Origin of the sequence: Dyadobacter sp. CY343 (genome assembly GCF_021390335.1) — a bacterium.
Taxonomy (GTDB): Bacteria; Bacteroidota; Bacteroidia; order Cytophagales; family Spirosomataceae; genus Dyadobacter.
Window position 1 is genome coordinate 397,808 of sequence record NZ_JAJUXK010000002.1, and the last position, 24,537, is coordinate 422,344.

At 46.7% G+C, this 24,537-nt stretch carries 22 protein-coding genes and 1 pseudogene; 15 read left to right on the forward strand and 8 right to left on the reverse strand.

Annotation, left to right across the window (positions count from 1 at the left end; translation table 11 throughout):
* Window positions 1-25: 25 nt before the first annotated feature.
* The 10 genes from LZG94_RS08225 (at window position 26) to kdpB (ending at window position 11,168) form a co-directional block, all read left to right on the forward strand.
* Window positions 26-1,426, forward strand: coding sequence for an ATP-binding protein (locus tag LZG94_RS08225; protein WP_233791443.1), 1,401 nt, complete (start codon window positions 26-28; stop codon window positions 1,424-1,426).
* A gap of 33 nt (window positions 1,427-1,459) precedes the next feature.
* Window positions 1,460-3,121, forward strand: a complete 1,662-nt coding sequence (locus tag LZG94_RS08230) for a response regulator (RefSeq protein ID WP_233791444.1) — start codon at window positions 1,460-1,462, stop codon at window positions 3,119-3,121.
* A complete protein-coding gene (locus tag LZG94_RS08235) occupies window positions 3,121-3,390 on the forward strand; it encodes a UBP-type zinc finger domain-containing protein (protein ID WP_233791445.1) in 270 nt (89 codons plus the stop codon). Before LZG94_RS08230 ends, LZG94_RS08235 begins: the two co-directional genes overlap by 1 nt.
* A 28-nt stretch (window positions 3,391-3,418) precedes the next feature.
* Complete coding sequence (locus LZG94_RS08240; RefSeq protein WP_233791446.1) at window positions 3,419-4,324, forward strand: AraC family transcriptional regulator; 906 nt, start codon at window positions 3,419-3,421, stop codon at window positions 4,322-4,324.
* An 86-nt stretch (window positions 4,325-4,410) separates the two neighbouring features.
* Window positions 4,411-5,178 carry an SDR family oxidoreductase gene (locus tag LZG94_RS08245; protein ID WP_310589857.1) on the forward strand — a complete coding sequence of 256 codons (768 nt, stop codon included), beginning with the start codon at window positions 4,411-4,413 and terminating at the stop codon, window positions 5,176-5,178.
* A 128-nt stretch (window positions 5,179-5,306) separates the two neighbouring features.
* Window positions 5,307-5,732: a response regulator gene (locus LZG94_RS08250; RefSeq protein WP_215232958.1), complete on the forward strand. Its 426-nt coding sequence runs from the start codon at window positions 5,307-5,309 to the stop codon at window positions 5,730-5,732.
* Window positions 5,733-5,745: 13 nt separating this feature from the next.
* Window positions 5,746-7,083 (forward strand): sigma-54 dependent transcriptional regulator, encoded by a 1,338-nt coding sequence (locus LZG94_RS08255; protein WP_233791447.1) that lies wholly within the window; start codon window positions 5,746-5,748, stop codon window positions 7,081-7,083.
* A gap of 256 nt (window positions 7,084-7,339) precedes the next feature.
* The gene (locus tag LZG94_RS26525) at window positions 7,340-7,417 is read left to right on the forward strand and encodes a potassium-transporting ATPase subunit F (RefSeq protein ID WP_409013245.1); all 78 of its coding nucleotides are present in this window, start codon (window positions 7,340-7,342) and stop codon (window positions 7,415-7,417) included.
* Between the two features lie 10 nt (window positions 7,418-7,427).
* Entirely contained in the window at window positions 7,428-9,116 is a 1,689-nt protein-coding gene (kdpA, locus tag LZG94_RS08260) for a potassium-transporting ATPase subunit KdpA (protein WP_233791448.1), read from the forward strand.
* A gap of 12 nt (window positions 9,117-9,128) precedes the next feature.
* Window positions 9,129-11,168 carry a potassium-transporting ATPase subunit KdpB gene (gene kdpB, locus LZG94_RS08265; protein ID WP_233791449.1) on the forward strand — a complete coding sequence of 680 codons (2,040 nt, stop codon included), beginning with the start codon at window positions 9,129-9,131 and terminating at the stop codon, window positions 11,166-11,168.
* A 3-nt stretch (window positions 11,169-11,171) separates the two neighbouring features.
* Here the strand turns inward: kdpB and LZG94_RS08270 are convergent, their stop codons facing one another.
* Both LZG94_RS08270 and LZG94_RS08275 read right to left on the reverse strand, forming a co-directional pair.
* Entirely contained in the window at window positions 11,172-11,576 is a 405-nt protein-coding gene (locus LZG94_RS08270) for a PIN domain-containing protein (RefSeq protein WP_233791450.1), read from the reverse strand.
* Window positions 11,566-11,796, reverse strand: a complete 231-nt coding sequence (locus tag LZG94_RS08275; protein WP_233791451.1) for a hypothetical protein — start codon at window positions 11,794-11,796, stop codon at window positions 11,566-11,568. Before LZG94_RS08275 ends, LZG94_RS08270 begins: the two co-directional genes overlap by 11 nt.
* Before the next feature lie 44 nt (window positions 11,797-11,840).
* On the opposite strand from LZG94_RS08275, the gene LZG94_RS08280 reads away from it, so the two are divergent.
* The 4 genes from LZG94_RS08280 to LZG94_RS08295 are packed head-to-tail and all read left to right on the forward strand — an operon-like array spanning window position 11,841 to window position 16,331.
* Window positions 11,841-12,401 (forward strand): K(+)-transporting ATPase subunit C, encoded by a 561-nt coding sequence (locus LZG94_RS08280; protein WP_233791452.1) that lies wholly within the window; start codon window positions 11,841-11,843, stop codon window positions 12,399-12,401.
* Window positions 12,398-13,495, forward strand: coding sequence for a porin (locus LZG94_RS08285; protein WP_233791453.1), 1,098 nt, complete (start codon window positions 12,398-12,400; stop codon window positions 13,493-13,495). The genes LZG94_RS08280 and LZG94_RS08285 overlap by 4 nt, the downstream gene beginning before the upstream one ends.
* Window positions 13,496-14,611 carry a sensor protein KdpD gene (locus LZG94_RS08290; RefSeq protein WP_233791454.1) on the forward strand — a complete coding sequence of 372 codons (1,116 nt, stop codon included), beginning with the start codon at window positions 13,496-13,498 and terminating at the stop codon, window positions 14,609-14,611.
* Between the two features lies 1 nt (window position 14,612).
* On the forward strand, window positions 14,613-16,331 hold the full coding sequence (locus LZG94_RS08295; RefSeq protein ID WP_233791455.1) for an ATP-binding protein: 1,719 nt from the start codon (window positions 14,613-14,615) through the stop codon (window positions 16,329-16,331).
* A 50-nt stretch (window positions 16,332-16,381) separates the two neighbouring features.
* Here LZG94_RS08295 and LZG94_RS08300 read toward each other — a convergent pair whose 3' ends face one another.
* Window positions 16,382-18,316, reverse strand: coding sequence for a CocE/NonD family hydrolase (locus LZG94_RS08300; RefSeq protein WP_233791456.1), 1,935 nt, complete (start codon window positions 18,314-18,316; stop codon window positions 16,382-16,384).
* Window positions 18,317-18,405: 89 nt separating this feature from the next.
* Between LZG94_RS08300 and LZG94_RS08305 the strand changes: the two genes are divergently transcribed.
* Window positions 18,406-18,987 carry a DUF4199 domain-containing protein gene (locus LZG94_RS08305; protein WP_233791457.1) on the forward strand — a complete coding sequence of 194 codons (582 nt, stop codon included), beginning with the start codon at window positions 18,406-18,408 and terminating at the stop codon, window positions 18,985-18,987.
* Window positions 18,988-19,070: 83 nt separating this feature from the next.
* On the opposite strand, the gene LZG94_RS08310 is transcribed toward LZG94_RS08305, so the two are convergent.
* From LZG94_RS08310 to LZG94_RS08330, 5 genes and pseudogenes are all read right to left on the reverse strand, one after another.
* On the reverse strand, window positions 19,071-19,766 hold the full coding sequence (locus LZG94_RS08310) for a T9SS type A sorting domain-containing protein (protein ID WP_233791458.1): 696 nt from the start codon (window positions 19,764-19,766) through the stop codon (window positions 19,071-19,073).
* Window positions 19,763-21,220: a tail fiber domain-containing protein gene (locus LZG94_RS08315; protein WP_233791459.1), complete on the reverse strand. Its 1,458-nt coding sequence runs from the start codon at window positions 21,218-21,220 to the stop codon at window positions 19,763-19,765. The genes LZG94_RS08310 and LZG94_RS08315 overlap by 4 nt, the downstream gene beginning before the upstream one ends.
* 100 nt (window positions 21,221-21,320) lie before the next feature.
* Window positions 21,321-22,766: a tail fiber domain-containing protein gene (locus LZG94_RS08320; protein ID WP_233791460.1), complete on the reverse strand. Its 1,446-nt coding sequence runs from the start codon at window positions 22,764-22,766 to the stop codon at window positions 21,321-21,323.
* A complete protein-coding gene (locus LZG94_RS08325) occupies window positions 22,763-24,256 on the reverse strand; it encodes a tail fiber domain-containing protein (RefSeq protein WP_233791461.1) in 1,494 nt (497 codons plus the stop codon). Before LZG94_RS08325 ends, LZG94_RS08320 begins: the two co-directional genes overlap by 4 nt.
* Window positions 24,253-24,537 (reverse strand): annotated as a pseudogene (locus tag LZG94_RS08330) (hypothetical protein); the annotation flags it as partial. The pseudogene LZG94_RS08330 and the gene LZG94_RS08325, both read right to left, overlap by 4 nt.

A 24,537-nucleotide genomic window follows, 5' to 3' on the forward strand; every position in this document is an offset into this window, starting at 1 on the left:
GGCATCACGACAATACTTACGTTCAATGAGAAATATTACCGTCGAAGACCTTCGAGCTATTGAGGTTTTCAAAGAAGTCCCTGAGGATCAGCTGCAATGGATGATCGATAACAGCCGGCATTATGAGTTGCAGGAAGGCGAATATATGACGCGACCCGGCGAGGAGCTGGAAGGTACCCACATTTTGTTTTCGGGTAAAATTGAGCTCTACCGCATTCAAAACAATACCAAACACACCATTTCAGAATTACTGCCCGGTACTATTACCGGTAGCCTGCCTTTTTCAAGGGGGAAAATTGGCGTTGCATTCGGTCAATGCGTGGAGCTGACGCAGATTATGACTTTGCCGAAAGAATTGCTGCGACATTTGATCGTTTCATTTTACGAGCTCACTCAGGCGCTCGTGATCGTGATGACTTCCCGCGTCCGGGAATTTACAGAACTGGAACAGCAGAATGAGAAAATGATGGCGCTGGGCAAATTGTCGGCGGGATTGGCGCACGAGCTGAACAATCCGGCCGCCGCGATTGTGCGTGGATCGGTTTCTCTCAAAAACCATTTGTTAATGCAGCCGGGCGATTTCAAAAAGCTGATTTCCATTCACTTGTCTCCCGAGGAAGTGGATGTGATCAACAATAAAATGGAGGCGATATTACAGTCGACCGACCGGCCGGTACTGAGTATGATGAAGCGTTCGGAAAAAGAGGATGAAATCCTTGATTGGCTCGATGATAACAGTATTACCGGCTGCTCGGATATTGCTGAAAACCTGGTAGAATTCGGCATAACTGAGGAGGATCTGGAAGACCTGAAAAGTAAGATCAATAAGAACGATCTGTCGCCTATCTTGCTGTGGATCAACAACAATCTGACTACGGAACGAATGGTGGCGGATATTCAGGAAGCTTCGAAACGGATCGCTGACCTGGTAGGTTCTGTCAAAACTTTTACGCACATGGACCGTGGCGGCGAGCGCGAGGTGGTGGATATTCACGTTGGTATCCGCAACACGATCATTATGCTGAACTACAAGATCAAAAAGGCAAATGTGAAGGTGATCGAGGAATTTGACACCACTTTACCCAAGATAAAAGCAATGGTGGGCGAGCTTAATCAGGTATGGACAAACCTGATTGACAATGCGATAGATGCACTGGAAGGGCAGGAGGGAGCAGAACTTAAGATTGTGACTTTCCGCGAAAAGGATTTCGTGAAGGTGGCGATCTGCGATAACGGGCCGGGTATCCCAAAGGAAATCCGCTCCAAGATCTTCGATCCCTTTTTTACTACCAAATCCGTAGGAAAAGGTACGGGGCTCGGGCTGGATGTGGTGATGCGGATCGTGCGACAACATCATGGCTCAGTAACCCTGCAAACTGAGCCCGGGAAAACTGAATTTCTGGTTTGTTTCCCGATTAATGGATAAATTAGTTTCTGCATCTTAAAAACGTTTCCTACTATGGGTTTGCCCATTATATTTTCAATTGACGACGATCCTCAGGTTTTAAGGGCTATCAGCCGCGATCTAAAATCACATTACAGAGATAAGTACAAGGTACTCAGCACCACATCCGTCGCTGAGGCAATGGAAAGCCTGCTCGAATTGCAGAATAAAGGGGAGGAGGTAGCTATTTTTATTTCCGACCAGCGTATGCCGGAGATGGAAGGAGTGGAATTTTTAGAAAAAGCCAAAGTACTGTTTCCTTTTGCCAAAAAAGTTTTACTAACCGCCTATTCCGACACCGAAGCCGCGATCAAAGCGATCAATGATGTCCAGCTGGATTATTATCTGATGAAACCGTGGGACCCGCCGGAAGAAAAGCTGTACCCGGCCATCGATGAACTGTTGAACGACTGGCAGGGAGACTACCGGCCGGATTTTAAGGGTATTAAAGTGTTAGGTTATCAGTTCTCACCTAAGTCTCACGAAATTAAGGACTTTCTTGCTGGTAATTTAATGCCTTATACGTGGCTGGACGCGGAGTCAAACGAACTTGGAAAGCAGATCAGCGCGACGAATAGTCTCTGTCCGGTAGATTTTCCGGTTGTGATATTTGAGGATGGTACTTTGTTAAAAACGCCTTCGCTGATTGATATTGCGGGTCGGATCGGCTTGAATGCCAAGACCAAACAGCAGATTTATGACGTAATCATAATCGGTGCCGGTCCGGCAGGTCTTGCTGCGTCGGTATATGGTGCGTCGGAAGGTTTAAGTACTTTATTGATCGAGCGCAAAGCGCCTGGGGGACAGGCTGGTACAAGTTCAAGAATTGAGAATTACCTAGGCTTTCCGACTGGTTTGAGCGGCGCGGAACTTACCCGCCGGGCAGTTACGCAGGCTACGCGTTTCGGTACCGAAATGCTCTCTCCGCAATATGTGAAGGAGATTAAATTAAAAGATAAATACAAAACGATCGTTCTTGGCGATGACACTGAGATCAACGCAAAAGCTGTGGTGATCACGACCGGCGTAGATTATAGGAAGCTGGAAACGAAAGGGATCGAAGACTTTACCGGAAAAGGCATTTACTATGGAGCGGCCAGTACCGAGGCTGCTTCCTGCGGTAATAAGGACGTTTATGTGCTCGGTGGAGGTAATTCGGCTGGTCAGGCTGCGATGTACCTGTCCAAATTCGCGCGCAACGTTTTTATTTTGATCCGTAAAAATGACCTTACCTCATCGATGTCCTCCTACCTGATCGACCAGATCAAGGGAACTGAGAATATCACTATTTTAGGGTGTACAGAAATCGTGGAAGCCACGGGAAGCGATCGGCTGGAATCATTAAAGCTGGTTGACCTGAATACCAGCGAAGAGCGTACCGTGCCTTCGGATGCACTTTTTATATTCATCGGCGCCCGGCCTTACACCGATTGGGTTGGTCTTGAAATTATTAAAAACAAGAAAGGATTCATCGAAACGGGCCGCGAAATGAAGGGTTACGGTAATTTCAAACAGATCTGGCGCTCTGCCCGCGACCCTTATTTGCTTGAAACGAGCTCACCGGGGATATTTGCAGCCGGCGATGTAAGGGCCGGTGCTATGAACCGGGTTACCTCGGCAGTAGGCGAAGGCTCGATGGCCATCAGTTTTGTTCACCAATATTTAAGCGAAGTATAATGGATCAGACTTGTCAGCATATTACTGAAATAACCGACTTAAAGCTGCCGAAAGAGCTCGTTTGTGAAGAATGTGTGAAAACCGGCGGACGCTGGATGCACCTGCGAACCTGCCAGACCTGCGGCATAACACTCTGCTGCGACAGCTCACCTGCTACGCACATGACGAAGCACTTCCATGCCACAGCGCACCCGGTGGTAATATCCGCAGAGCCGGCCGAAAAATGGCTTTGGTGTTATCAGGATGAAGCATTTGTAGAGTACGATTAGGCAAGATTGAATTTCGTAACTTTCACTCATGCAAAAAGCAACGTCAGTCCCGGAGTTTTATAAGGAAATCGAACAGTTGATCCCTGATCCTTTTCAGAAGGAGATCGGTCATTTTAATGTATTCAAGACCGAAGAGTTGTACCGCGCAGGGAAGGCTCAGGTAATGCCTTATAACCGGCGGGCTTACTATAAGATCAGTCTGATAATTGGCAAGAACCGGGCGGAATATGCGGATAAAGTAATTGATATTGAGCATAATGCGTTGCTTTTCGCCACCCCGCAGATTCCTTACAATTACATCCCGCAAAACGAAAACCAGTCCGGGATGTTCTGTATTTTTTCAGAGGACTTTCTGACGCAGGATAATAGCGGCGTGAAGCTTCGGGAGTTGCCCGTTTTCAAGCCCGGCGGCGACCCGATATTTTTCCTTTCCGAAAATCAAATTGCAGAGATCAGTCAGATTTTCACTAAGATGTTCCGGGAGGTCGGGTCAGACTATATATATAAGTATGATCTGCTCCGCAATTATGTGATCGAGCTGATTCATTTTGGTCAGAAATTGCAACCTGTTTCAGCTGCGGGCGTTGAGCCAAACGCGTATCGCCGGGTTTCTTCATTGTTTATCGAGCTGCTGGAAAGGCAGTTTCCAATAGAACCTCCGCATCAGAAGCTTGCTTTTCGTTCGGCACGGGACTTTGCAGATCAGCTTTCAATCCACGTCAATTATCTGAACAAAGTATTGAAGGAAATAACCGGCAAAACGACTACTGAACTGATCACCGAGCGCATTGTCAAAGAATCCAAAATCCTGTTAAAGCATACCGACTGGAATGTATCTGAAATCGCTTACAGCCTTGGCTTTGAGGAAACTTCTCATTTTAACAACCTTTTCAAGAAACACACCTCCCTGAATCCCCGCGCTTTCCGCCTTTGATTTGAATTTCGCAAGTTTTGGTTTGAAACCGACAAATTGATTTTCTTGGCAGGGGATACCTTTGTTCCATCAACTTAACAAATAAAATGATGGAATCGAATAGCAAAATTGCATTGGTAACGGGAGCAAGTCGCGGCCTGGGAAAAAACATGGCGCTCGCACTGGCTGGTAAAGGAAATGATTTAATTGTGATTTACAACAGCAGCGAGCAGGAAGCTACGGAGGTCGTTTCAGAGATCGAATCACTCGGTCGGAAAGCGGTAGCTGTTCAGCTTAATACAGCGGATACGAAATCGTTTGACGCTTTTTTTGGCACATTATCGGGCATTCTGAAAACGCATTGGAACCGGGATACCTTCGATTTCCTGATCAATAATGCAGGTATAGATCGCTTTTCAGCGTTTGCCGACACTACGGAAGAGGCATTCGACGAGTTGCTGAATGTCCATTTCAAAGGTGTTTACTTTCTGACCCAAAAAGCACTGCCTTATATTGCCGATCAGGGCCGCATTGTCAACTTGTCTACCGGACTCACCCGTTTTGCCACACCTGGCTACGCAGCTTATGCTTCCATGAAAGGTGCGATGGAGGTAACAACCAAGTATCTGGCCAAGGAGCTGGGCAGTCGGGGAATTACAGTCAATATTGTCGCTCCTGGTATCATACACACCGATTTTACAAAACGCGCATTTGAAGCTCACCCCGGCCTGGAAGCACACATGAACAGCATTACCGCACTCGGCCGGGTCGGTCAGCCTGATGATATCGGTGGCGTGGTTGCATTCCTATGCTCACCGGAAGCTGGCTGGGTGAATGCGCAGCGGATAGAGGTATCGGGCGGGATGAATTTATAGTGGGTGTTTGGTGCCGACTCAAAACGGGCGAATAAATGCACAGGAAGGATTCCTGCGCAGGCCGGATTGGTATTGGAGTGAATTAATCCGATATTTGCGCCTGAATAATTCGCCTTAATACACAGATAATGTCAATAAAAGGTCCGATCATTTCCATTGAAGACGACACAGACGATCAATTCTTAATCCAGAGTGTCATTGAAGAATTGATGATTCCCAACAAGCTGATCTTCTTTGCAAATGGCCTCGAAGCGCTGCTGTATCTCGAAACGACTCAGGAACAGCCTTTTTTAATCATTTGCGATATCAATATGCCGGTTATGAACGGACTCGAACTGAGGGAGAGAATAGACCGGAACGAATACCTGAGGAAAAAGGCAATTCCATTTATCTTTCTGAGCACCGCCGACAATCCGCTCGTTATTGAAACCGCCTACGATTCTACTATTCAGGGTTTTTTCAAAAAGGAAAACAGCTTTCATGAGCTGAAAAGCCGGCTGAAAATTATTTACGATTACTGGCAGTGCTGCCTTCATCCCAACCTTCACGTGTGATCGCACGCGGCTCATGAAGAGAATTCTGATCATTGACGACGAGGCGAAATTGAGAGGCCTGATTGCCCGTATTGTCAGGCTAGAAGGCTTTGAAGTGGCGGAAGCAGCAGATTTGAAATCGGGCCTCCGCGAATTGGGGCAGTCGGATACAGATGTACTTTTATGTGATGTCAAACTGCCGGACGGAAACGGCGTGGATTTCATTCAAACAGTAAGAGAAAAGTTTCCACTGTTAGAAACCGTCCTCATGACCGCCTACGGCAATATTCCCGACGGTGTGCAGGCTATCAAAAATGGTGCATTCGATTATATTACCAAAGGGGACGACAATAATCGGATCATTCCGCTGATTTATCGGGCGCTCGAAAAAGCTGAACTCAACAGGCGCGTGCATCAGCTCGAAAAGCAGGTTGGAGAGAAATATTCGTTCGATGCTATTATTGGTAAATCTAAAAAACTGCTGGCAAGCGTCGATCTGGCCAGGAAAGTAGCGCCGACTGACACTACGGTGTTGCTGCTCGGAGAAACAGGGACCGGCAAAGAGGTTTTTGCCCAGTCTATCCACCAGGCCAGCGGCAGATCCAAAAAGCCTTTCGTAGCGATCAACTGTTCGGCATTCGGAAAGGAACTGCTTGAAAGTGAAATGTTTGGCTACCGGGCGGGCTCATTTACCAATGCAGTCCGCGATAAGAAAGGATTGTTTGAGGAAGCAAATAACGGTACCATTTTCCTCGACGAGATTGGCGAGTTGGCGCTGGAGTTACAGGCAAAATTGCTGCGTGTACTTGAATCGGGAGAGTTTCTGAAAATCGGCGATACGCAGCCTACAAAAGTAAATGTGCGCGTCGTAGCGGCTACGAACCGTGATCTGACAAAGGAAATAGAAGCGGGCCATTTCAGGAGCGATCTGTATTACAGGCTATCGGTGTTCGAAATTGTTATTCCGGCACTGCGGGAGCGGGCAGGGGATATTGAAGCGCTTGCCACCACTTTTGCCAAAACATTTGCCTTTAAAGCGAATAAAAAAGTAAATGCATTATCGCCAGCCTATATTGAACTGCTGGAACAAAATCGCTGGAACGGAAATATCCGCGAGCTTAAAAACGTAATCGAAAGAAGCGTAATCCTGACTGACGGACCAATTCTGGACGTGGAAAGCCTGCCATTTGAATTGGTGCAGGCGCGAAACGATAGTAATTCCAGCTTATCCGCATTTTCCTTAGCCAGTGCCGAAAAGCTGCATTTGAGAAAGGTTTTAAATCATACCAACGGAAACAAGGCGGAAGCTGCGCGGCTTCTGGAAATCGGAATTGCCACTTTATACCGCAAAGTCGAAGAGTATAAACTGTAAGCATTACTTTTTCATTTTGAGAACGGGCCTATCATTTTGATAGGCTTTTTTTGTTGGTTAAAGTAGATCTTTTCTTTAACTAGCTGATTGTTAAGCTTATACATAGTTTTCATTGATAGCGGAACAATGTTGGCAGAGGTATCCTCGAACATTTAACAATACGCATATCATGACAACAATCCTTCTTCTGCTTACCGGCGCACTTTGCTTCGCGCTGTTTTACAAATCCATCGGTTTTTTTGAAAAAATCTGAATTATGCTGGCGCTATTCATCATCTCCATCCTGGTCTTCTGCTACATGGGCTACGTGCTCATCAGACCTGAAAAATTTTAACCTAGAAAATATGAATACTGAGATTCTGGGTATCGTGTTCGTTTTCGCAACTACTATTGTGCTCGCGATACCATTCGGAAAATACATTGCAAAAATTTACGCCGGCGAGCGGACGCTGCTCGACCCGGTTTTAGGACCCGTTGAGAAGCTTTTCTACAAACTGAGCGGTATCCGCGTCCATTCGGAAATGAACTGGAAACAGCATCTGTCAGCTCTTCTCACGATCAATATGGTCTGGTTTTTCCTGGGTATGTTCGTGATGATGAACCAGGGCTGGCTGCCGCTTAACCCGGACGGAAATCCGTCGCAATCGGCGGAACTCGCATTTAACACCACTATTTCTTTTGTGGTTAATTGTAACCTGCAACACTATTCCGGCGAAACGGGCGTGAGTTACCTGGGACAGTTGTTCCTGATGTTCCTTCAATTTGTGAGTGCCGGTACAGGTATGGCTGCTGCCGCGGTCGTGATCATCGCTTTCAGGGAGCGCACCGCAGATAAGCTGGGGAATTTTTATGATTTAATGATCAAATCGTGCACTCGGATCTTGCTGCCAGTGTCGCTGGTCGTAGCGGTGATCCTGTTGCTGAATGGCGTTCCAATGACCTTCGAGGGCAAGGATAGTTTCGTATCGATGCAAGGTGACACGGTACAGGTTTCAACCGGGCCGGTGGCTGCATTTGTACCGATTAAGCACGTGGGAACAAATGGAGGCGGTTTTTTCGGAGCGAACTCTGCGCACCCATTTGAAAATCCGAACTATGTGACCAATATGGTCGAGATGTTCGCACAAATGTTTATCCCGATCGCAATGGTTTTTGCATTGGGTTTTTATCTCAAAAAACGAAAACTCTCTTGGATGATCTTCGGCGTGATGACGATCGGCTTTTTGCTCCTCGCTGTTCCAACGGTATTCACAGAACTAAAAGGTAACCCCGCAATCGCCGAAATGGGCATCGACGTTTCCAGTGGCGCTACGGAGGGGAAGGAAATCAGGTTCGGAACTGCATTCTCCGCATTCTGGAGTATAGCCACTACCGTCATTTCAACTGGCTCGGTCAATGCGATGCACGACAGCTTCATGCCGGTATCCGGTCTCACACAAATGCTCGCGATGATGACGAATGCATTTTACGGCGGAGTGGGAGCGGGTATCCTCAATTTCTACATCTTTATCATTCTGGCCGTATTTATAAGTGGGTTGATGGTGGGCCGCACGCCGGAGTTGATGGGGAAAAAGATTGAAGCGAGGGAAATGAAGATTGCCATGATTGTGGCTTTGCTGCATCCTTTGCTGATCTTGGCCGCGACTGCATTGGGGACCACATTGCCCCAATATACAGCCGGAACGCTCAATAATCCCGATTTTCACGGTTTTAGCGAAATGTTGTACGAGTATACTTCTTCTTCGGCCAATAACGGAAGCGGCTTTGAGGGGCTGGGAGATAACACACCGTGGTGGAATATCAGCTGCGGCATCGTACTGATCCTGTCGCGCTTCCTTCCCATCATTGGTCCGGTGGCGATAGCGGGGATTCTGGCTTCCAAAAAACACATTCCCGAAAGTGCCGGCACGCTCAAAACGGACACAGGAACATTCGGTATCGTGATTTTCGCCGTCATCGCGATCATCACCGCCCTGTCGTTTTTCCCTGCACTTACCCTCGGCCCGATCGCGGAATATTTTTCAATGAAATAATTGATAATCAATATGAAAGCTCAAAATACGTCCCTGTTTCAAGGGGATTTAATACGGGAAGCGCTGGTGCAATCTTTTGTTAAGCTCAACCCAAAGATCATGTTCCACAACCCTGTGATGTTCACGGTCTGGATCGGTACATTCGTCATGCTCATCGTGAATATCTGGATACTCACGGGCGAGCGTTCGCAGGGAAGTTTGTTGTACAATCTGATCGTTTTCGCAATCCTGCTACTCACTTTGCTGTTTGCCAATTTCGCCGAAGCGATTGCCGAGGCGAGGGGAAAGGCGCAGGCGAACAGTCTGCGGAAGACCAGGGAGGAAACGCCGGCCAAATGGATACGGACAGTGGGTGAAATGTACCTGGATGAGATTCAGATTGTTCCATCATCACAACTTCAAAAAGGGCAGTTCTTTCTGTGCGAAACAGGCGATATTATTCCAACCGACGGCGAGATCGTGGAAGGCTTGGCTACGATAGATGAAAGCGCGATCACGGGCGAATCTGCGCCGGTGATCAGGGAGGCGGGCGGCGATAAAAGCAGCGTGACGGGCGGTACCAAAGTGCTTTCCGACCGGATAAAAGTAAAAGTTACCACTGAACCTGGTGAAAGCTTTCTGGACAAAATGATCGCGCTTGTAGAAGGTGCCAGTCGCCAGAAAACACCTAATGAAATCGCGTTAACGATATTGCTGGCCGGTTTTACGCTCGTTTTTATCATCGTTTGCATTACCCTGAAACCTTTTGCAGACTTCGCCAATACCCCGATCACCATCGCCGCCTTCATTTCCCTGTTCGTTTGCTTGATCCCTACGACGATCGGCGGGCTGCTCTCGGCAATTGGTATTGCGGGAATGGACAGGGCGTTGCGGGCTAATGTGATCACCAAAAGCGGAAAAGCGGTCGAAACGGCGGGGGATATTGATACTTTGCTTCTGGACAAAACAGGAACAATTACGATCGGTAACCGGAAAGCCACGCATTTCTGGCCGGCAGACGGGATTGCACCGGATGAATTCATTAAAAGTGCTGCGTTAAGTTCAATAGCTGACGAAACTCCCGAAGGAAAATCAATCCTGGAACTGGCCGCCCTCGCTCCTGACCAACTGCGCGTTGAAAACCCTGTATTCATCGAATTCACAGCCGAAACGCGCAGCTCCGGTGTCAATTTCAGAGAAACGCGCATTCGCAAGGGGGCTTCTGACGCAATTCGCCGGCTGACGGAAAATGCAGGAAATGCATTCCCGGAAGAAACTGCTGCAAAAGTTCGTGACATATCCAGTAACGGCGGTACTCCGCTGGTTGTTTCCGAAAATGAGCGTGTTATTGGTGTGATCGAATTGCAGGATGTGATCAAGCCGGGTATCCAGGAACGGTTTGAGAGGTTGCGCAAAATGGGCGTGAAAACGGTTATGGTAACGGGAGATAATCCACTGACTGCTAAATACATTGCTGAAAAAGCCGGTGTGGACGATTACATTGCCGAAGCCAGACCGGAAGATAAAATGAACTACATCAGGGCGGAGCAGCAAAAAGGAAAGCTGGTGGCGATGATGGGTGACGGGACGAACGATGCGCCGGCTCTGGCGCAGGCCGACGTGGGTGTGGCGATGAACAGCGGTACGCAGGCAGCCAAAGAAGCGGGCAATATGGTCGATTTGGACAACGATCCAACCAAGCTGATCGAGATCGTGGAAATTGGAAAACAGCTTTTAATGACCCGAGGAACGCTCACTACTTTCAGTATCGCAAACGACGTAGCGAAGTATTTCGCCATCGTACCCGCACTCTTTATCGCTTCGATACCGGCTTTGCAGGGGTTGAATATCATGGGACTGCATTCGCCGGAAAGCGCAATCCTGTCGGCAGTCATTTTCAATGCGATCATTATCCCGTTGCTGATCCCGCTGGCATTAAAAGGAGTAGCCTACAAGCCAATCGGTGCGAGTGCATTGCTGCGAAGAAACCTGCTGATCTACGGGCTGGGAGGGATTCTGGTGCCTTTCGCAGGGATTAAGGTGATTGATATGGTGGTTGGTATGTGGTTTTGAAGACTAGATAAATGGATTGATGATAGTCAGCTTATTCTCCACCACAAGTCCGTGCTGCATGTCTTCTGAATACAAAATGGTACAATCAGCTTCCAAAGCAGCAGCAACTATCTTCGCATCAAAAGGTTGCAGCATATATCGGTCAAAGAGGAATAGTGCGAGATTGACCACCTGCTCGGTTTCACTTTGCATGAAGCTGCTCTCCGCCAGCTCAGTCACAAAACGAAACGCCTTTTCGCGGTTCATCTTAAATTTTTTTAGACAAACGTTCAGGCACTCGAAAATTACCTGTGGGCTGATATATGATACAGTTGCGACTATTGATCCTGCGATTTGTTTCTTTCTGCTATCATTCAAATCCAAAACGTACAATGCAACATTGCTGTCGATGAACACTCTATCTCTCATTTGCCTCGTCTCTGTTAAAGCTGAATCCGGACATGTCGATTTGAATTGTATGAAAGAAATTGAGCGCTTTTTTTGCCGATTTCTGTTTCGCCGCGACAATTTCATCTGTGTTATCTCCCAGTTCAAACGCAATTACCTCGATGCCCTTGTGTAGATAATTGTCAGGTAATCTGACTGTAAGATCTTCCAAATTTTCGGCTACAAATATTTTCCTATACATAAAAATGTCAATTATAACATATCATTAAATATAACAACAAAATCATGAAACAACATATTCTTCCAGCGGTCAGGTTGACGCTTGTTACGCTGGTATTTTTCTCCGGAATTTATACGATTATCATTTTAGGTATTGCGCAGATCACGCCATTTGAGGGGCGCGGCGAGGTTATTGAAGCCGGCGGCCAAAAGTATTATACCAATGTCGGGCAAAAATTTACAGAAGACAAATACTTCAGTTCCCGCCCTTCTGCGGTGGATTACAATGCTGCGGGCAGCGGCGGAAGCAATAAAGGTCCTTCAAATGCGGAATACCTGGCGGTTGTTCAGGCGCGTATTGATACGTTTCTGGTACGCAATCCGGGCGTAAAAAAAACACAAATCCCCGTGGAGCTGGTGACTGCGAGTGGCAGCGGACTGGATCCGGATATTTCGCCAAAAGCCGCGCTGGTTCAGGTTGAAAGAATCGCCAAAGTCCGCAATCTGCCAGCCGATAAAGTAGGGGATCTAGTTGAAAGCAATATCCAGGGGCCGCTGCTCGGACTTTTCGGTCCATCCAAAATCAATGTATTAAAACTTAATATCGCTCTCGATCAATTGAAATGAAAACCGCACTTTTTTTGCTAACAATATCATTATCAGTTTTATGTAGCACGGTTGACGCTCAGGATTCAACTGGAAACGAAAATCCATTCAGCATCAATGCATATCTCGAAACCTATTACACGCAGGATCTAACAAACAGTAAAAGTCACTCGCTTCCTGGGTTTATCTATAATTTTAACAGAACGGGAGAAGTTAATTTGAACCTGGCTTTTCTCAGGGCAGCTTATCAGACTGACAACGTGCGCGCTAATCTTGCACTAGCCGCAGGTACTTATATGAACGCGAATTACGTCGCCGAGCCGGGTGTTTTGAAGAATGTATTTCAAGCGAATGCGGGATTCAGGATCTCAAAAAACAAGAATTTCTGGATCGATGCGGGGATTATGCCGTCGCATATCGGTTTTGAAAGTGCGGTCGGCAAAGATAACTGGGCACTTTCGCGGAGCCTGGTAGCAGAGAATACGCCTTATTTCGAAACCGGGGCGAGGTTAAGTTTCACGAGCGAAAACGAAAAGTGGTACGTCGCGGCGCTTTATCTCAATGGGTGGCAGCGCATTCAGAAAGTGGAAGGAAACCATACGCCAGCTTTCGGAACGCAGGTGACTTTTAAACCAAATACTGCTGTTACGCTCAATTACAGCACATTCCTTGGCAGCGATAAGCCAGATAGTATTCGGCAAATGCGGTACCATCACAATTTTTACGGAATTTTCCAATTGTCGGAAAAAGTAGGCCTGGCTGCTGGTTTTGATATTGGAACCGAACAAAAAGCGAAAGGAGCGAGTACATTTAACACCTGGCTCGTGCCTGTGGTGATAGCCCGTTTTGCGCTGACGCCAAAGCTGAATCTTGCTGCGAGGGGAGAATATTTTAGTGATAAAAAGGGCGTGATCATCTCGTCAGAGACACTTCATGGATTTCAAACCTACGGTTTTTCCCTCAACCTTGACTACCAGATCAGTCCGCAGGTTATGTGGCGGATCGAGGCCCGGAATCTACATGGTAAGGGTGCGATTTTCGACTCGGGTACTGATTTTCAGCGGAATAAAAGCTATCTGACCACTTCACTTTCATTTAACCTCAGCACTTTGTAAATGGAAAGCAGCGCGGAGCATTTCCTGGATCTCATCAAAAGGTCGAGACGGGGGAAGTTCAAGATCTATATCGGGATGAGTGCGGGTGTGGGCAAGACCTACCGCATGTTGCAGGAAGCGCACGCGCTGCTCCGGACGGGTATCGACGTAAAGATCGGGTACATTGAAACGCATCAGCGGGAAGAAACACACGAATTGCTGGCCGGGTTGCCCGTCATTCCCCGAAGGAAATTATTTTACAAAGGGAAAGAGCTGGAAGAGCTTGATGTTCAGGCGGTAATCAGTTTGCGGCCCGAGGTGGTGGTGGTCGATGAGTTGGCGCATACCAATATCGACGGCAGTAAAAACGCAAAGCGTTGGCAGGATGTGCTGGATATTCTGGAAGCGGGAATCAATGTGATCTCCGCCGTCAATATTCAGCATATTGAAAGCCTGAACAACGAAGTGCGGCAGATTACGGGCATTGAAGTGGCGGAACGTATCCCGGATAAAGTGCTCGCGCTTGCCGACGAAGTGGTGAATATTGATCTTACCGCCGACGAGCTGATTAACCGGCTGAAAGAAGGCAAGATCTATAAGGAAGAGAAGATTCAGGCCGCTTTACAGCATTTTTTCAAGCCGCAGCATATTCTGCAACTGCGGGAGCTGGCTTTGAAAGAAGTAGCCTCGCAGGTAGAGCGGAAAGTGGAAAATGAAGTACAGCCGGGTCTGGTTTTGAAGCACGAACGTTTTCTCGCGTGCATCAGCAGCAATGAGAAAACGGCAAAGATCGTGATCCGAAAAACTGCGCGGCTTGCTAATTACTACCATAGCAGCTGGTATTTGCTGTATGTGCAAACGCCGGCAGAATCGGCAAATAGGATCGGGCTGGCCAAACAGCGGCATTTGATCAACAATTTCAAACTCGCGACGGAACTCGGCGGGAATGTGATCCGGATCGAAAGCAGCAGTATTGCCAAAACGATAGTGGAGGTTGCCGAGCAGAACAAGATCACGACGATTTGCGTGGGTAAGCCGCATTTGAACCTTCTGAAAGTGATCCTGGCGACGAATGTCTTCAATGGACTTTTAAAAAAGATGTCTTCTTCCGACATTGACCTCGTTATTCTCTCCTGAAATGAAAATCAAAACCAAACTGAGACTCGGTACCGGTGTACTATTTGCGATGGTTACCATTCTCTCGGTACTTGGCGTGCGGCAGGTTAATATATTGTCGTCCGGCTCGCGCGATTTGCTCAAAGCCAATTACAATTCGCTTGAATACAGTAAGTTGATGTTGAATGCGTTGGAGGAAATGCCCACCGACCGCAGTGCAATGCAGCTATTTGAGAAAAGTCTCGCCGATCAGCAAAAGAATATCACTGAGGCAGGCGAGAAAGAGCTGACCGAAGAGCTTTCGCGCCATTTCTCCCAGTTGAAAACCAATTTCTTCGATGCTGCTGCTGTTACTAATGTCCGGCAGGATATTGCTGAAATTATGAGTTTGAACCTGAATGCGATCAATGCAAAGAGCGTTGCCGCTGCCGAAACTGCGCGGGAATCGACGCTCTGGATCGCAATTGCAGGTACGATCTGTTTCCTGATCGCATTCACATTGTTTCTCAATCTTCCCGGAAATATCGCAAATCCGATCCGTGAACTTACTGAGAGTATTGGCCAGATTGCCAATGAAAATTACCGTGAGCGCGTTCATTTTGGAAGTAAAGACGAGTACGGGCAGCTCGCGCAGTCTTTCAACATCATGGCGGAGAAATTGGAAGAATACAATAATAGTAATCTGGCCAAAGTGATGATGGAGAAAAAACGTGTGGAAACACTGATCGACAATATGCACGATCCGGTGATCGGACTGGATGAACACAGGACAATTATATTTGCCAATGAAGAAGCCAGAAAAGTGACTGGGTTGAGTGCCGGCGAAATGATCGGGGCGAATGCAGCCGAAATTGCGTTGCGAAATGATCTGGTACGATCGCTGGTGAAAGATTCGTTCGGGCCGGCTAGCCAGCAAGAACAGCAACCGTTAAAAATTTACACTGACGGAAAGGAAAGTTATTTCGAAAAGGAGAATGTAAATATCGCCATTTTGCCAACTGGTGAAAAGGAAGTCAGGTCGATTGGTAATGTGATCATTCTCAGGAATGTAACACCGTATAAAGAGTTGGATTTTGCCAAAACAAATTTCATCGCAAATATCTCCCACGAACTAAAAACGCCTATTTCTTCGATCAAAATTACGCTGGATCTGCTTCGGAACGAATCTGTCGGGACTACTAATGAGGAACAGCGGCAGCTGATCGAAGGTATCCGGGACGATGCAGACCGGCTGCTGAAAATCACGGGCGAGTTGCTGAATATAACTCAGGTCGAAAGCGGGCAGATCCAGCTGAATATCGCCAGTTCACCTGTATCTGAAATGGTGGGCTATGCAATTGCGGCAAATGAAATGCAGGCGGAAAGTCGACACATTCAGCTGATTGCACCAGAAACTGACATAAGCGTTTTGGCTGATGCCGAAAAAACTGCCTGGGTGCTCACGAACCTGATTTCCAATGCGATCCGATATTCTTACGATCATTCCAATATCTCGATCAGCGTAATTGAATCGCAAGGGATTGTCCAAATCGCCATAAAGGACTCCGGTCAGGGCATTTCTCAGGAATACAAAAACCGCATTTTCGACCGGTATTTCCGGATTCCCGGTTCCACGCGCGAGGGTACGGGTCTCGGTCTCGCGATCAGCCGCGAGTTTATGGAAGCTCAGGAAGGAACGCTCAGGGTTGAAAGTGAGCTAGGGGCGGGGAGTACTTTTACGATCGGGTTGAAAAAGGCTTAGCGTTGTGTGCCTATGTTGTAGTTGTCACCAATAGCAAGTACCATATTAAGCTACTCCAAAACCCGCACCCCAACATAAGAAGAGCTACTTCCTGAAAGGTATATGCGGTGATTCGCTTTTTGGAAATCAGCCTCCGAAGCTTTGTAGATATTGACAAACTTCTGCGGGTTCCTGTCAACCAGCGGGAACCAGGAGCTTTGCACCTGCACCATGATTTTATGGCCTTTCTTAAAGCAATGCGCCGCGTCTTGCATATCAAATTTGACGTGCTCGACTTTGCCTGGTACCATTGGTTCAGGTTTTGAAAAGCTGTTCCTGAACTTTGCCCGCATTACCTCACCGCGGATCAAAAGCTGAAATCCGCCCATTTTCATATTCGGATTGATCGGGCTGTCGTTGGGTGCGTCGCCGGGATACACGTCTATCAGCTTCACCACAAAATCAGCGTCGGTGCCCGTCGTGGACACAAAAAGATCGGCGAATACATTTCCTGAGATCGTCACATCCTCTGTCAAAGGAGCGGATTCATATACCAGCACATCGGGCCTCGTTGCGGCAAATCGCTGATCCTCATACATGTAATCACTTCCCCGGATGATCCTGATCTCGGAAGTGTAGGGTACCGGTTTGTCAGGGTCGCTAGTGTATTCATCAAATGCAGGTTTAGCACCGACTTGCATGGTCGTCATGGTTGGGGAGAAAGAAAGTGTACCGTCGGGATGGAAATACAGCTTTTTCTCAACCGTATTTTTCGGCGGCCACTGATCGTACTTTTTCCACTGATTTGAGCCAGTTTCAAAGATATATGCTTTTGGCAATGCAGGATCAGGCTGGTCTTTCAGGAAGTGATTGAAGTAAGGCAGCTCAATTTCTTTCTGGTAAAACTCACTCGTTTTAGCCCCAAACCGTATATTCCCGAGTGACTCGCCCGTCCCGCGCGACCAGCCGCCGTGTATCCACGGACCCATGACCAGCAGGTTCGGCGATTTGGGTTTATTGTTTTCAATTCCCTGGTAAGTCTTCAACGGCCCGTACAGATCTTCCTGATCAAACCAGCCGCCAACCACCATCACGGCGGGTTTGATGTTCTTCAAATGCGGCACGGGCGTTCTCGCCTTCCAGAAATCATTGTAAGTCTCATTCTCCATCATTTGATTCCAAATGCGGTTTTCACCCTTGAAGATTTTCTCGTTCACGTTTTTAAGCGGACCCAGCTTTTTGTAAAATTCATAAGAGTCAGGGGTTCCGTAAGCTGAGAATGCGGGAGTACCTTTTGGAGTGGGAACAGGGCGCGGCGCACCGTAGGAAGAAAGGAATGCAAAAGTTCCCATCAGGAAAAATGCGCCATTATGATGCCGGTCGTCGCCCATAAACCAGTCTGTCACCGGCGCCTGGGGAGATGCAACTTTCAATGCAGGGTGTGCTTCCACAGCCGTCATGGTTGCATAGTAACCCGGCGCCGAGATTCCCCAGCTTCCTACTTTCCCTGTATTATGTTCAATATTTTTGATCAGCCAGTCGATTGTATCAAAAGTGTCCGAGCTTTCATCGATATCTGTTTTGCTCTTTTTGTTTGGAATAAATGGCCGGTACGCCTCAAAATCGCCTTCCGACATATACTTACCCCGCACATCCTGGTACACGATAATGTATCCGTCCCGCGCAAGATGCATACTCGGCCCGAGTGATAATTTGAACAGATCTTCACCATAAGGCGCCACACTGTATGGGGTTCGGTTCAGCAGAATCGGGTACTTTTTGGCAGCCGAAATGTCTCTGGGAATGTAAATTGAAGTGAACAATTTCACTCCATCCCGCATCGGTACCATCCGCTCAATCTTGGTATAATGTTCGCGAATGTAGAGGGAATCCTGGGTAAGGGGAGTTTGGGCGGAGGCTGGATTGAACACCAAAAACAAAGTAAGCAGGATGAAGCTGCCACAAACACTTTTAATGCAGGCAGATAGCCGGGTAATGTTTTCCAAGATCAGGAGTATAAAAGATTAGTAAGCCAATTTAGCACAATTTGTAAATACTTAATTAATTTTTGACTAGCTGACATTTTTACTCCGCAATGCTAAGTGCAACTACCCAATTTTTAAGCCGGCATATCCAGGTGGTTCTTTACGGTATCTCTCTTGCATTGCTGCTTTTTCTGTTGAAGTGGCTCGAACTGCGTTTTCTCATTATCAACCACGCCGTCGAAATTTACGCTGGTTCAATTGCCCTCCTTTTTACTGGACTGGGCTCCATGATCCGGGCTTTTTCCCTCATTTTCGTAGGTGTCAAGAATTACCGCGACAAATACAACGGCGGTTATGTCACATTCAGAAAAGCATTCAAGCTCGGGCTGTACATCACCCTGGTTGCCTCTACCGTATACTTGCTAGTCTGGCTCATCGACTACCACTTCTTTGTCCCCGAGTTTATGGACAGGTACGCCGATTTCACATTAAGAGAAACCCAAAAAGAAGGCGCCACCGCAGCCGAACTCCAGCAGAAAGTAGCAGAAATGAACGAGTACAAAGAAATGTACAAGAATCCGCTTATTATTGTTTTGATGACTTATGCGGAGATTTTGCCAGTAGGGTTGGTGATTTCTCTGATTTGTGCTTTTATATTGAAAAAGCGGGAACAGCAGGTTAAAAGCGCCTGATATTCCCTGCAAACAAAAAGGGTTCGGCGCACGATCGTGACCAAACCCTTTCTTTTAAGGACCTTACTTACGTTGTTAATCTTTTAAGGTTGTACAATCTGTATCGTCTTATTTCCTGCAACAGATTCTATGCTCAGCAGGAAATTGCCTTTCTGAGGTAGCTGTATCTGTTCCTGTGTTTTAGGCGACGTGATCTGTTTGAGCTGTCGCCCCATTGTGTCATAAAGAGTTAACTTGAAACTTCGATCTGGTACGCTGGCTGTTACCTTTCCATCTTTCACCGGATTAGGAAATGCAGTAAAGCGATCCAGGCTTTCGTTATGAGGTATCACACGGACGATCTTGCTGAATGTAAATTTCTCGTCTGTATCTACTTGTTTCAACCGGTAGTAACTGGTAGTTGAAAGTTCTTTGTCCAAGAACTGGTATTTATTTGCTGTTTTTGCATCTCCGGCACCATCTATCCAGCCAATGTTCTCGAAGTTCACCGCGTCGGTAGACTTCTGTATTTCAAACCCCCTGTTACTATACTCTTCTGCTGTTTCCCATTCAATTTTGGCAAAACCCTCGGGCGTGAGTGCTGCTTCGAACCGGATCAACTTCACGGGCAAGGTCGATAAGTTTGAAAATGCATTAATACTCCCCAGTACCCACTCCAAACTCACACCATTCCCTTGACTAACATTAGCAGCAGCATAGATGCCACCGGGAGAAATAGACTGCGCCTGACTGGCAACCGCAAATGCTGATCCCAGAACTATTAGATAAAGCTTTTTCATTTTGTTTGCGTGGTTTGGTTAGTAGAATTAGTTGAAGCCGCCTGCTTAGAAAGTTCAGCCTTCAATTCATCAATCTGATTTTGCAGGGTTTTGTAGCCTAGAAGTTCCTTCTGCAACGCAGCAAATTCCTCATCTTTTGCCTTCAAAGCTTTGACAGATTCGATCAGGTGTGGGATTAAGCCGATGTAGTTAACTGATTTGAAACCTTTTTCATTTGTAGTGACCAGCTCAGGGAAATATTCCTCCACATCCTGTGCAATGAGCCCGGTTTGCAGTAATTGCGTTTTGGTTGTATCCTTCCAGAAGTAGTGTTGACCTTGTAGATTGTCGATTTTGAACAGACTGTTAGACAACGGTGCGAAGTCACGTTTTAGCCTACGGTCAGAGTCATGCAGAATATTAGTGAGGAAACCCTCGCCTCCACTATTAACCCAAAATTTCCAACCTCCTCCTATAAAGAAGCCTACTTCTGTGTTATTCTTCATTCCGATGAATGCTGCTTTGTCAGTGACTTCACCGTCTAAAAATAAACCAGCCGTCCCGCTATTACTATTTTTTATTCTCATACGCCCACCCAAGTCGAGAAGATGCTCGGGTTCGAGTGTATTACTTCCAACTCCAACATTGCCATTTTTCAAAATTGTAAGTGCATTCTTGCGATTGTTGCTAGAAGATCCATTTCCGACTTGAAGCAAGCGTTGATTATCTAAATTGTCTCCAACCGGCAATGAGATATCATTATAGTTGCCGAGCACAGTTCCATTTGCAATGCGAGCCACGGCGCCGGTTCCTATTGCGACAGAGCCCGATCCCGGAGAAATGCTGCCTATTCCTAAACCGATTGACCCTTCACCAAATGAGTCTTCATTTATAATACCCGTTCCTACTTTGAAAGCATTCTTCCGAGGATACCAAACAAAATTCGGAGCATTCTCATCGGCTGTGAAGAATGAAGCGGGGAGTTCCTTTCCAGATCCTAGTTGTCCTACTTGTGCGATCGGGTCGAGATTGGGCAGTTTGTTTGCTACAAGGGCAAAGGGCACACTTAATAATTTAGTTGTCCCAAAATCTACATCATTACCATTAAACTTTAGGCCAATGTGAAATTCTCCTTTGGCTAAGACCTCGGCATTGAGGTCACCAAAGAGAGCTCCGGATAGCGTTAATACAAACACACCCGCCGAATTGGTAGTGACTAATACTTGATCCACAGCAAAGGCAGCAGCATCGTTTTCTTTATATAATGATGCTTCTACTAAAATGTCAGTATTTGCCATAACCTTCCCACTAGCATCCCGTGCTACCCCCTGAAACGTAAAAGCATTCGGCGCCTGCGCAAAAGTGCTAAAAGTCCCCAACAGAAAGGCCGCAACCGCAAAGGCAAGCTCTCTTCGCCAGAATCTTTTTTCAAAAAGAAATTTGATCATCCTGAGTGATAATAATGTGTTTTTCATAATTGTTACTGGTTGTTATTTATGGTTTGTTTATAATAGAGAAGCACTTTTGATGTTCGTTACGGGGAGCAGCATGCGCTAACGGTAACGTATATATTCTTCATTTTGAAAGGTTGTTTGAGTTGCTACTTGTTGCAGTTTTCATCGTATTCAGCTCGGCTCGGAGTTCGTGCATTTCTTTTTCCATTTGCTTCATGGTTTCCATTCCCTTCTGCAAAGTGCCAATCACCTCCGTCTGCGATTTCAATGTTTTGACAGACTCAATCAAATGCGGGATCAGGCCGATGTAGTTGACTGCTTTGAAACCCTTATCGTCCGTGGTGACGAGCTCAGGGAAGTATTGCTCCACTTCCTGGGCGATCAGCCCCGTTTGCAGCTCCTGACTTTTGGTAGTGTCTTTCCAGAAATAATGCTGGCCGGTAATGTTGGTTAATTTGGAAAGGCTGTTTGCAACAGGAGAGAAGTTGCGTTTCAAGCGCCGGTCAGAGGTTTGGATGATATTGCCGTTTAGGAATCCATTTCCTTGTTCATTTACCCAGAAGCGCCAGTCTCCTCCTATAAAGAAACCCACGTCTCCATTGTTTCTCATTCCCACAAACCCAGCCTCAATGCCATTAGAATCATCAAAATGAATTCCTGCAGTTCTCGCATTATACTTTACTCTTATTCGACCACCAACATCCAGAAGATATTTAGGATTAAGTACGTTTGTTCCTATAACTATTTTTCCATCACCCATCATCGTAAGTGCATTGCTTCGCTTATCATCTGCGGTGCCGTTGCCGATTTGCAGGAGTCTATCATCTTGATGCCCTTCAAAATTTACCTCAGGTACGTTGTTATATCTTCCCAATACCGTTCCTCCTTCGACATTTGCGAAAGCATTGACACCTATAGCGATAGCTTTTTTAGCCCTTGCAGTACTGGAATTCCCTAATGCCACAGAATGTTCTCCCAAAGAAATTTCACCTCCAACGCCAGTTCCAACTTTAAAGGCGTCTTTCTTGGGATACCAAATCAGGTTTGGCCCATCTGAAAAAGCAGTGATTGGTTGACCCAATCCGAATACACCTTTTTGATTGATAGGGTCCAGGTCGGGCAATTTGTTTGCTAGCAAGGCATAAGGAACACTCAGTATTTGTGTAGTTCCAAGATCAATATAATCTGCAGGGTTATTCCCTCCCGAGGGATCGATATTGATGCTCAGGAAGTAGGGACCCTGACTCCAGTCAATGGCGGCAAAATCTCCACTAAGGGGATTTCCTATCTTAATTGTGAATACACCGACGCTATTAGTGGTGGCTTCATGGACTTGTTCATACACCACATCTGGATTTGGAGTTGAATTTATCTTAGTAATCAGACTAACACTCCCATTCGCAATCACCTTCCCCGCCGCATCCCTAGCCACCCCCTGAAAGCTAAACTGATTCGGCGCTTGTGCTTGTACATTAAAAGAGAGTAAATACGCCAGGCAGAGCATGCAGCATATTTTACAGTGGAATTTGGATGGCGTTTTTCGCATAAACTTGTATTGATCTTTCATTTGGTTTGTTGGTTTGAGTTGTTGGCGGCTTTGATGTTGCTTAGTTCCGAGCGGAGTTCGCGGAGCAGACTTGCTTTTATTTCATCGCGCATTTGCGTTTCCCGGGCTGTGACACTTTCCAGCTTCTTTTCCAGCGCGCCAATCACCTCCGTCTGCGCTTTCAAAGTTTTCACAGATTCGATCAAATGCGGGATCAGGCCGATGTAGTTGACTGCTTTGAAACCCTTATCGTCCGTGGTGACCAGCTCAGGGAAGTATTGCTCCACTTCCTGGGCGATCAGCCCCGTTTGCAGCTCCTGGCTTTTAGCATTGTCTTTCCAGAAATAATGCTGGCCAGTAAGGTGGGTTAATTTGGAAAGGCTGTTTGCAACAGGGGAGAAGTTATGTTTCAAGCGGCGGTCGGAAGTTTGGATAATGTTGCCTTTCAGAAATCCGTCACCATCTGCATTTACCCAGAACTGCCACTTACCTCCAATGAAAAGGCCAACCTGTTCGTCGGTTTTCATCCCAACAAAGCCGCTCTCAACATTGGCTGAGTTATTGAAGTAAATTCCTGCGGTTTCTCCATTATGCTTGATCCGTGCTCTGCCGCCAATATCGAGGAGATATTTTGGGTTAAGAACATTGTTTCCAATGCCGATTTTTCCATCACCCATCATTGTGAGTGCATTGTTGCGGTTATCATCAGATGTTCCATTCCCAATTTGCAGTAGTCGGTCATCTTGGTTTCCCTCGAAATCAATCAATGGTATGTTGTTGTAACTTCCTAGCACTGTTCCGCCCTCAACGTTTGCAATAGTTCCGAGACCTAATGCGGTAGATTTATTAGCAGATGCAATACTGAAATTTCCTAGTGCAACTGAGTGTTCACCGAAAGAATTTTCATTAGTTACTCCGGTTCCTACTTTGAACGCGTCTTTCCTTGGATACCACGTCAATCTTGGACTGGTGGAAAAATTATCAAGAGTCTTCCCTTCTCCAAAAACTCCAACCTGGGAAATAGGGTCCATCTCTGGAAGTTTGTTCGCCATTAGGGCGTACGGGACACTTACTAATTGTGTAAACCCAAGGTCGACATAATCACCAAGGTTATTTCCTCCCGAAGGATCTATGAAGATCTGCAAATAATATGGGCCTTTATCCCAATCTATGCTCGCTAAATTTGCGCCAGTGCTGCCAATGTGGATAGAGAATACTCCTATTTCGTTTGTTGTCGCTTCAAGAATTTCTTCAAATAATGCTCCGGCATTAGGAACCGGATTGGGGTCTGGGCTTGGACTTGTAGTTGATTTTACCATAACCCAAAGTGTCACATTCCCATTTGCAATCACCTTCCCCGCCGCATCCCGCGCTACACCTTGAAAACTAAACTGATTAGGCGCCTGCGCCTGAACGTTGGGCGCGATCAGGCTCACAAGACATAGCAGGCAGCATATTTTCCATTGAAGCTTGAATAGCATCTTTCGCATAAACGTGTATTGATTTTTCATTTCGATTGTTGGTTTGAGTTGTTGGCGGCTTTGATGTTGCTGAGTTCTGATCTTAGATCGCGGATTATGTTGGCTACTTCTTTTTGCATCTGGTCTTCTCTTGCTGTGATAGTTTCCAGCTTCTTTTCCAGCACGCCAATCAATTTCACAGACTCGATCAAATGCGGGATCAGGCCGATGTAGTTGACTGCTTTGAAACCCTTATCGTCCGTGGTGACCAGCTCAGGGAAGTATTGCTCCACTTCCTGGGCGATCAGCCCCGTTTGCAGCTCCTGGCTTTT

What these genes read in the sequence shown, in the direction of transcription:
- LZG94_RS08225 (WP_233791443.1), top strand. Translation starts at nt 26, where the DNA reads ATGAGAAATATTACCGTCGAAGACCTTCGAGCTATTGAGGTTTTCAAA.
- LZG94_RS08230 (WP_233791444.1), top strand. Translation starts at nt 1,460, where the DNA reads ATGGGTTTGCCCATTATATTTTCAATTGACGACGATCCTCAGGTTTTA.
- LZG94_RS08235 (WP_233791445.1), top strand. Translation starts at nt 3,121, where the DNA reads ATGGATCAGACTTGTCAGCATATTACTGAAATAACCGACTTAAAGCTG.
- LZG94_RS08240 (WP_233791446.1), top strand. Translation starts at nt 3,419, where the DNA reads ATGCAAAAAGCAACGTCAGTCCCGGAGTTTTATAAGGAAATCGAACAG.
- LZG94_RS08245 (WP_310589857.1), top strand. Translation starts at nt 4,411, where the DNA reads ATGATGGAATCGAATAGCAAAATTGCATTGGTAACGGGAGCAAGTCGC.
- LZG94_RS08250 (WP_215232958.1), top strand. Translation starts at nt 5,307, where the DNA reads ATGTCAATAAAAGGTCCGATCATTTCCATTGAAGACGACACAGACGAT.
- LZG94_RS08255 (WP_233791447.1), top strand. Translation starts at nt 5,746, where the DNA reads ATGAAGAGAATTCTGATCATTGACGACGAGGCGAAATTGAGAGGCCTG.
- LZG94_RS26525 (WP_409013245.1), top strand. Translation starts at nt 7,340, where the DNA reads ATGCTGGCGCTATTCATCATCTCCATCCTGGTCTTCTGCTACATGGGC.
- kdpA (WP_233791448.1), top strand. Translation starts at nt 7,428, where the DNA reads ATGAATACTGAGATTCTGGGTATCGTGTTCGTTTTCGCAACTACTATT.
- kdpB (WP_233791449.1), top strand. Translation starts at nt 9,129, where the DNA reads ATGAAAGCTCAAAATACGTCCCTGTTTCAAGGGGATTTAATACGGGAA.
- LZG94_RS08270 (WP_233791450.1), bottom strand. Translation starts at nt 11,576, where the DNA reads ATGAGAGATAGAGTGTTCATCGACAGCAATGTTGCATTGTACGTTTTG.
- LZG94_RS08275 (WP_233791451.1), bottom strand. Translation starts at nt 11,796, where the DNA reads ATGTATAGGAAAATATTTGTAGCCGAAAATTTGGAAGATCTTACAGTC.
- LZG94_RS08280 (WP_233791452.1), top strand. Translation starts at nt 11,841, where the DNA reads ATGAAACAACATATTCTTCCAGCGGTCAGGTTGACGCTTGTTACGCTG.
- LZG94_RS08285 (WP_233791453.1), top strand. Translation starts at nt 12,398, where the DNA reads ATGAAAACCGCACTTTTTTTGCTAACAATATCATTATCAGTTTTATGT.
- LZG94_RS08290 (WP_233791454.1), top strand. Translation starts at nt 13,496, where the DNA reads ATGGAAAGCAGCGCGGAGCATTTCCTGGATCTCATCAAAAGGTCGAGA.
- LZG94_RS08295 (WP_233791455.1), top strand. Translation starts at nt 14,613, where the DNA reads ATGAAAATCAAAACCAAACTGAGACTCGGTACCGGTGTACTATTTGCG.
- LZG94_RS08305 (WP_233791457.1), top strand. Translation starts at nt 18,406, where the DNA reads ATGCTAAGTGCAACTACCCAATTTTTAAGCCGGCATATCCAGGTGGTT.
- LZG94_RS08310 (WP_233791458.1), bottom strand. Translation starts at nt 19,766, where the DNA reads ATGAAAAAGCTTTATCTAATAGTTCTGGGATCAGCATTTGCGGTTGCC.
- LZG94_RS08315 (WP_233791459.1), bottom strand. Translation starts at nt 21,220, where the DNA reads ATGAAAAACACATTATTATCACTCAGGATGATCAAATTTCTTTTTGAA.
- LZG94_RS08320 (WP_233791460.1), bottom strand. Translation starts at nt 22,766, where the DNA reads ATGAAAGATCAATACAAGTTTATGCGAAAAACGCCATCCAAATTCCAC.
- LZG94_RS08325 (WP_233791461.1), bottom strand. Translation starts at nt 24,256, where the DNA reads ATGAAAAATCAATACACGTTTATGCGAAAGATGCTATTCAAGCTTCAA.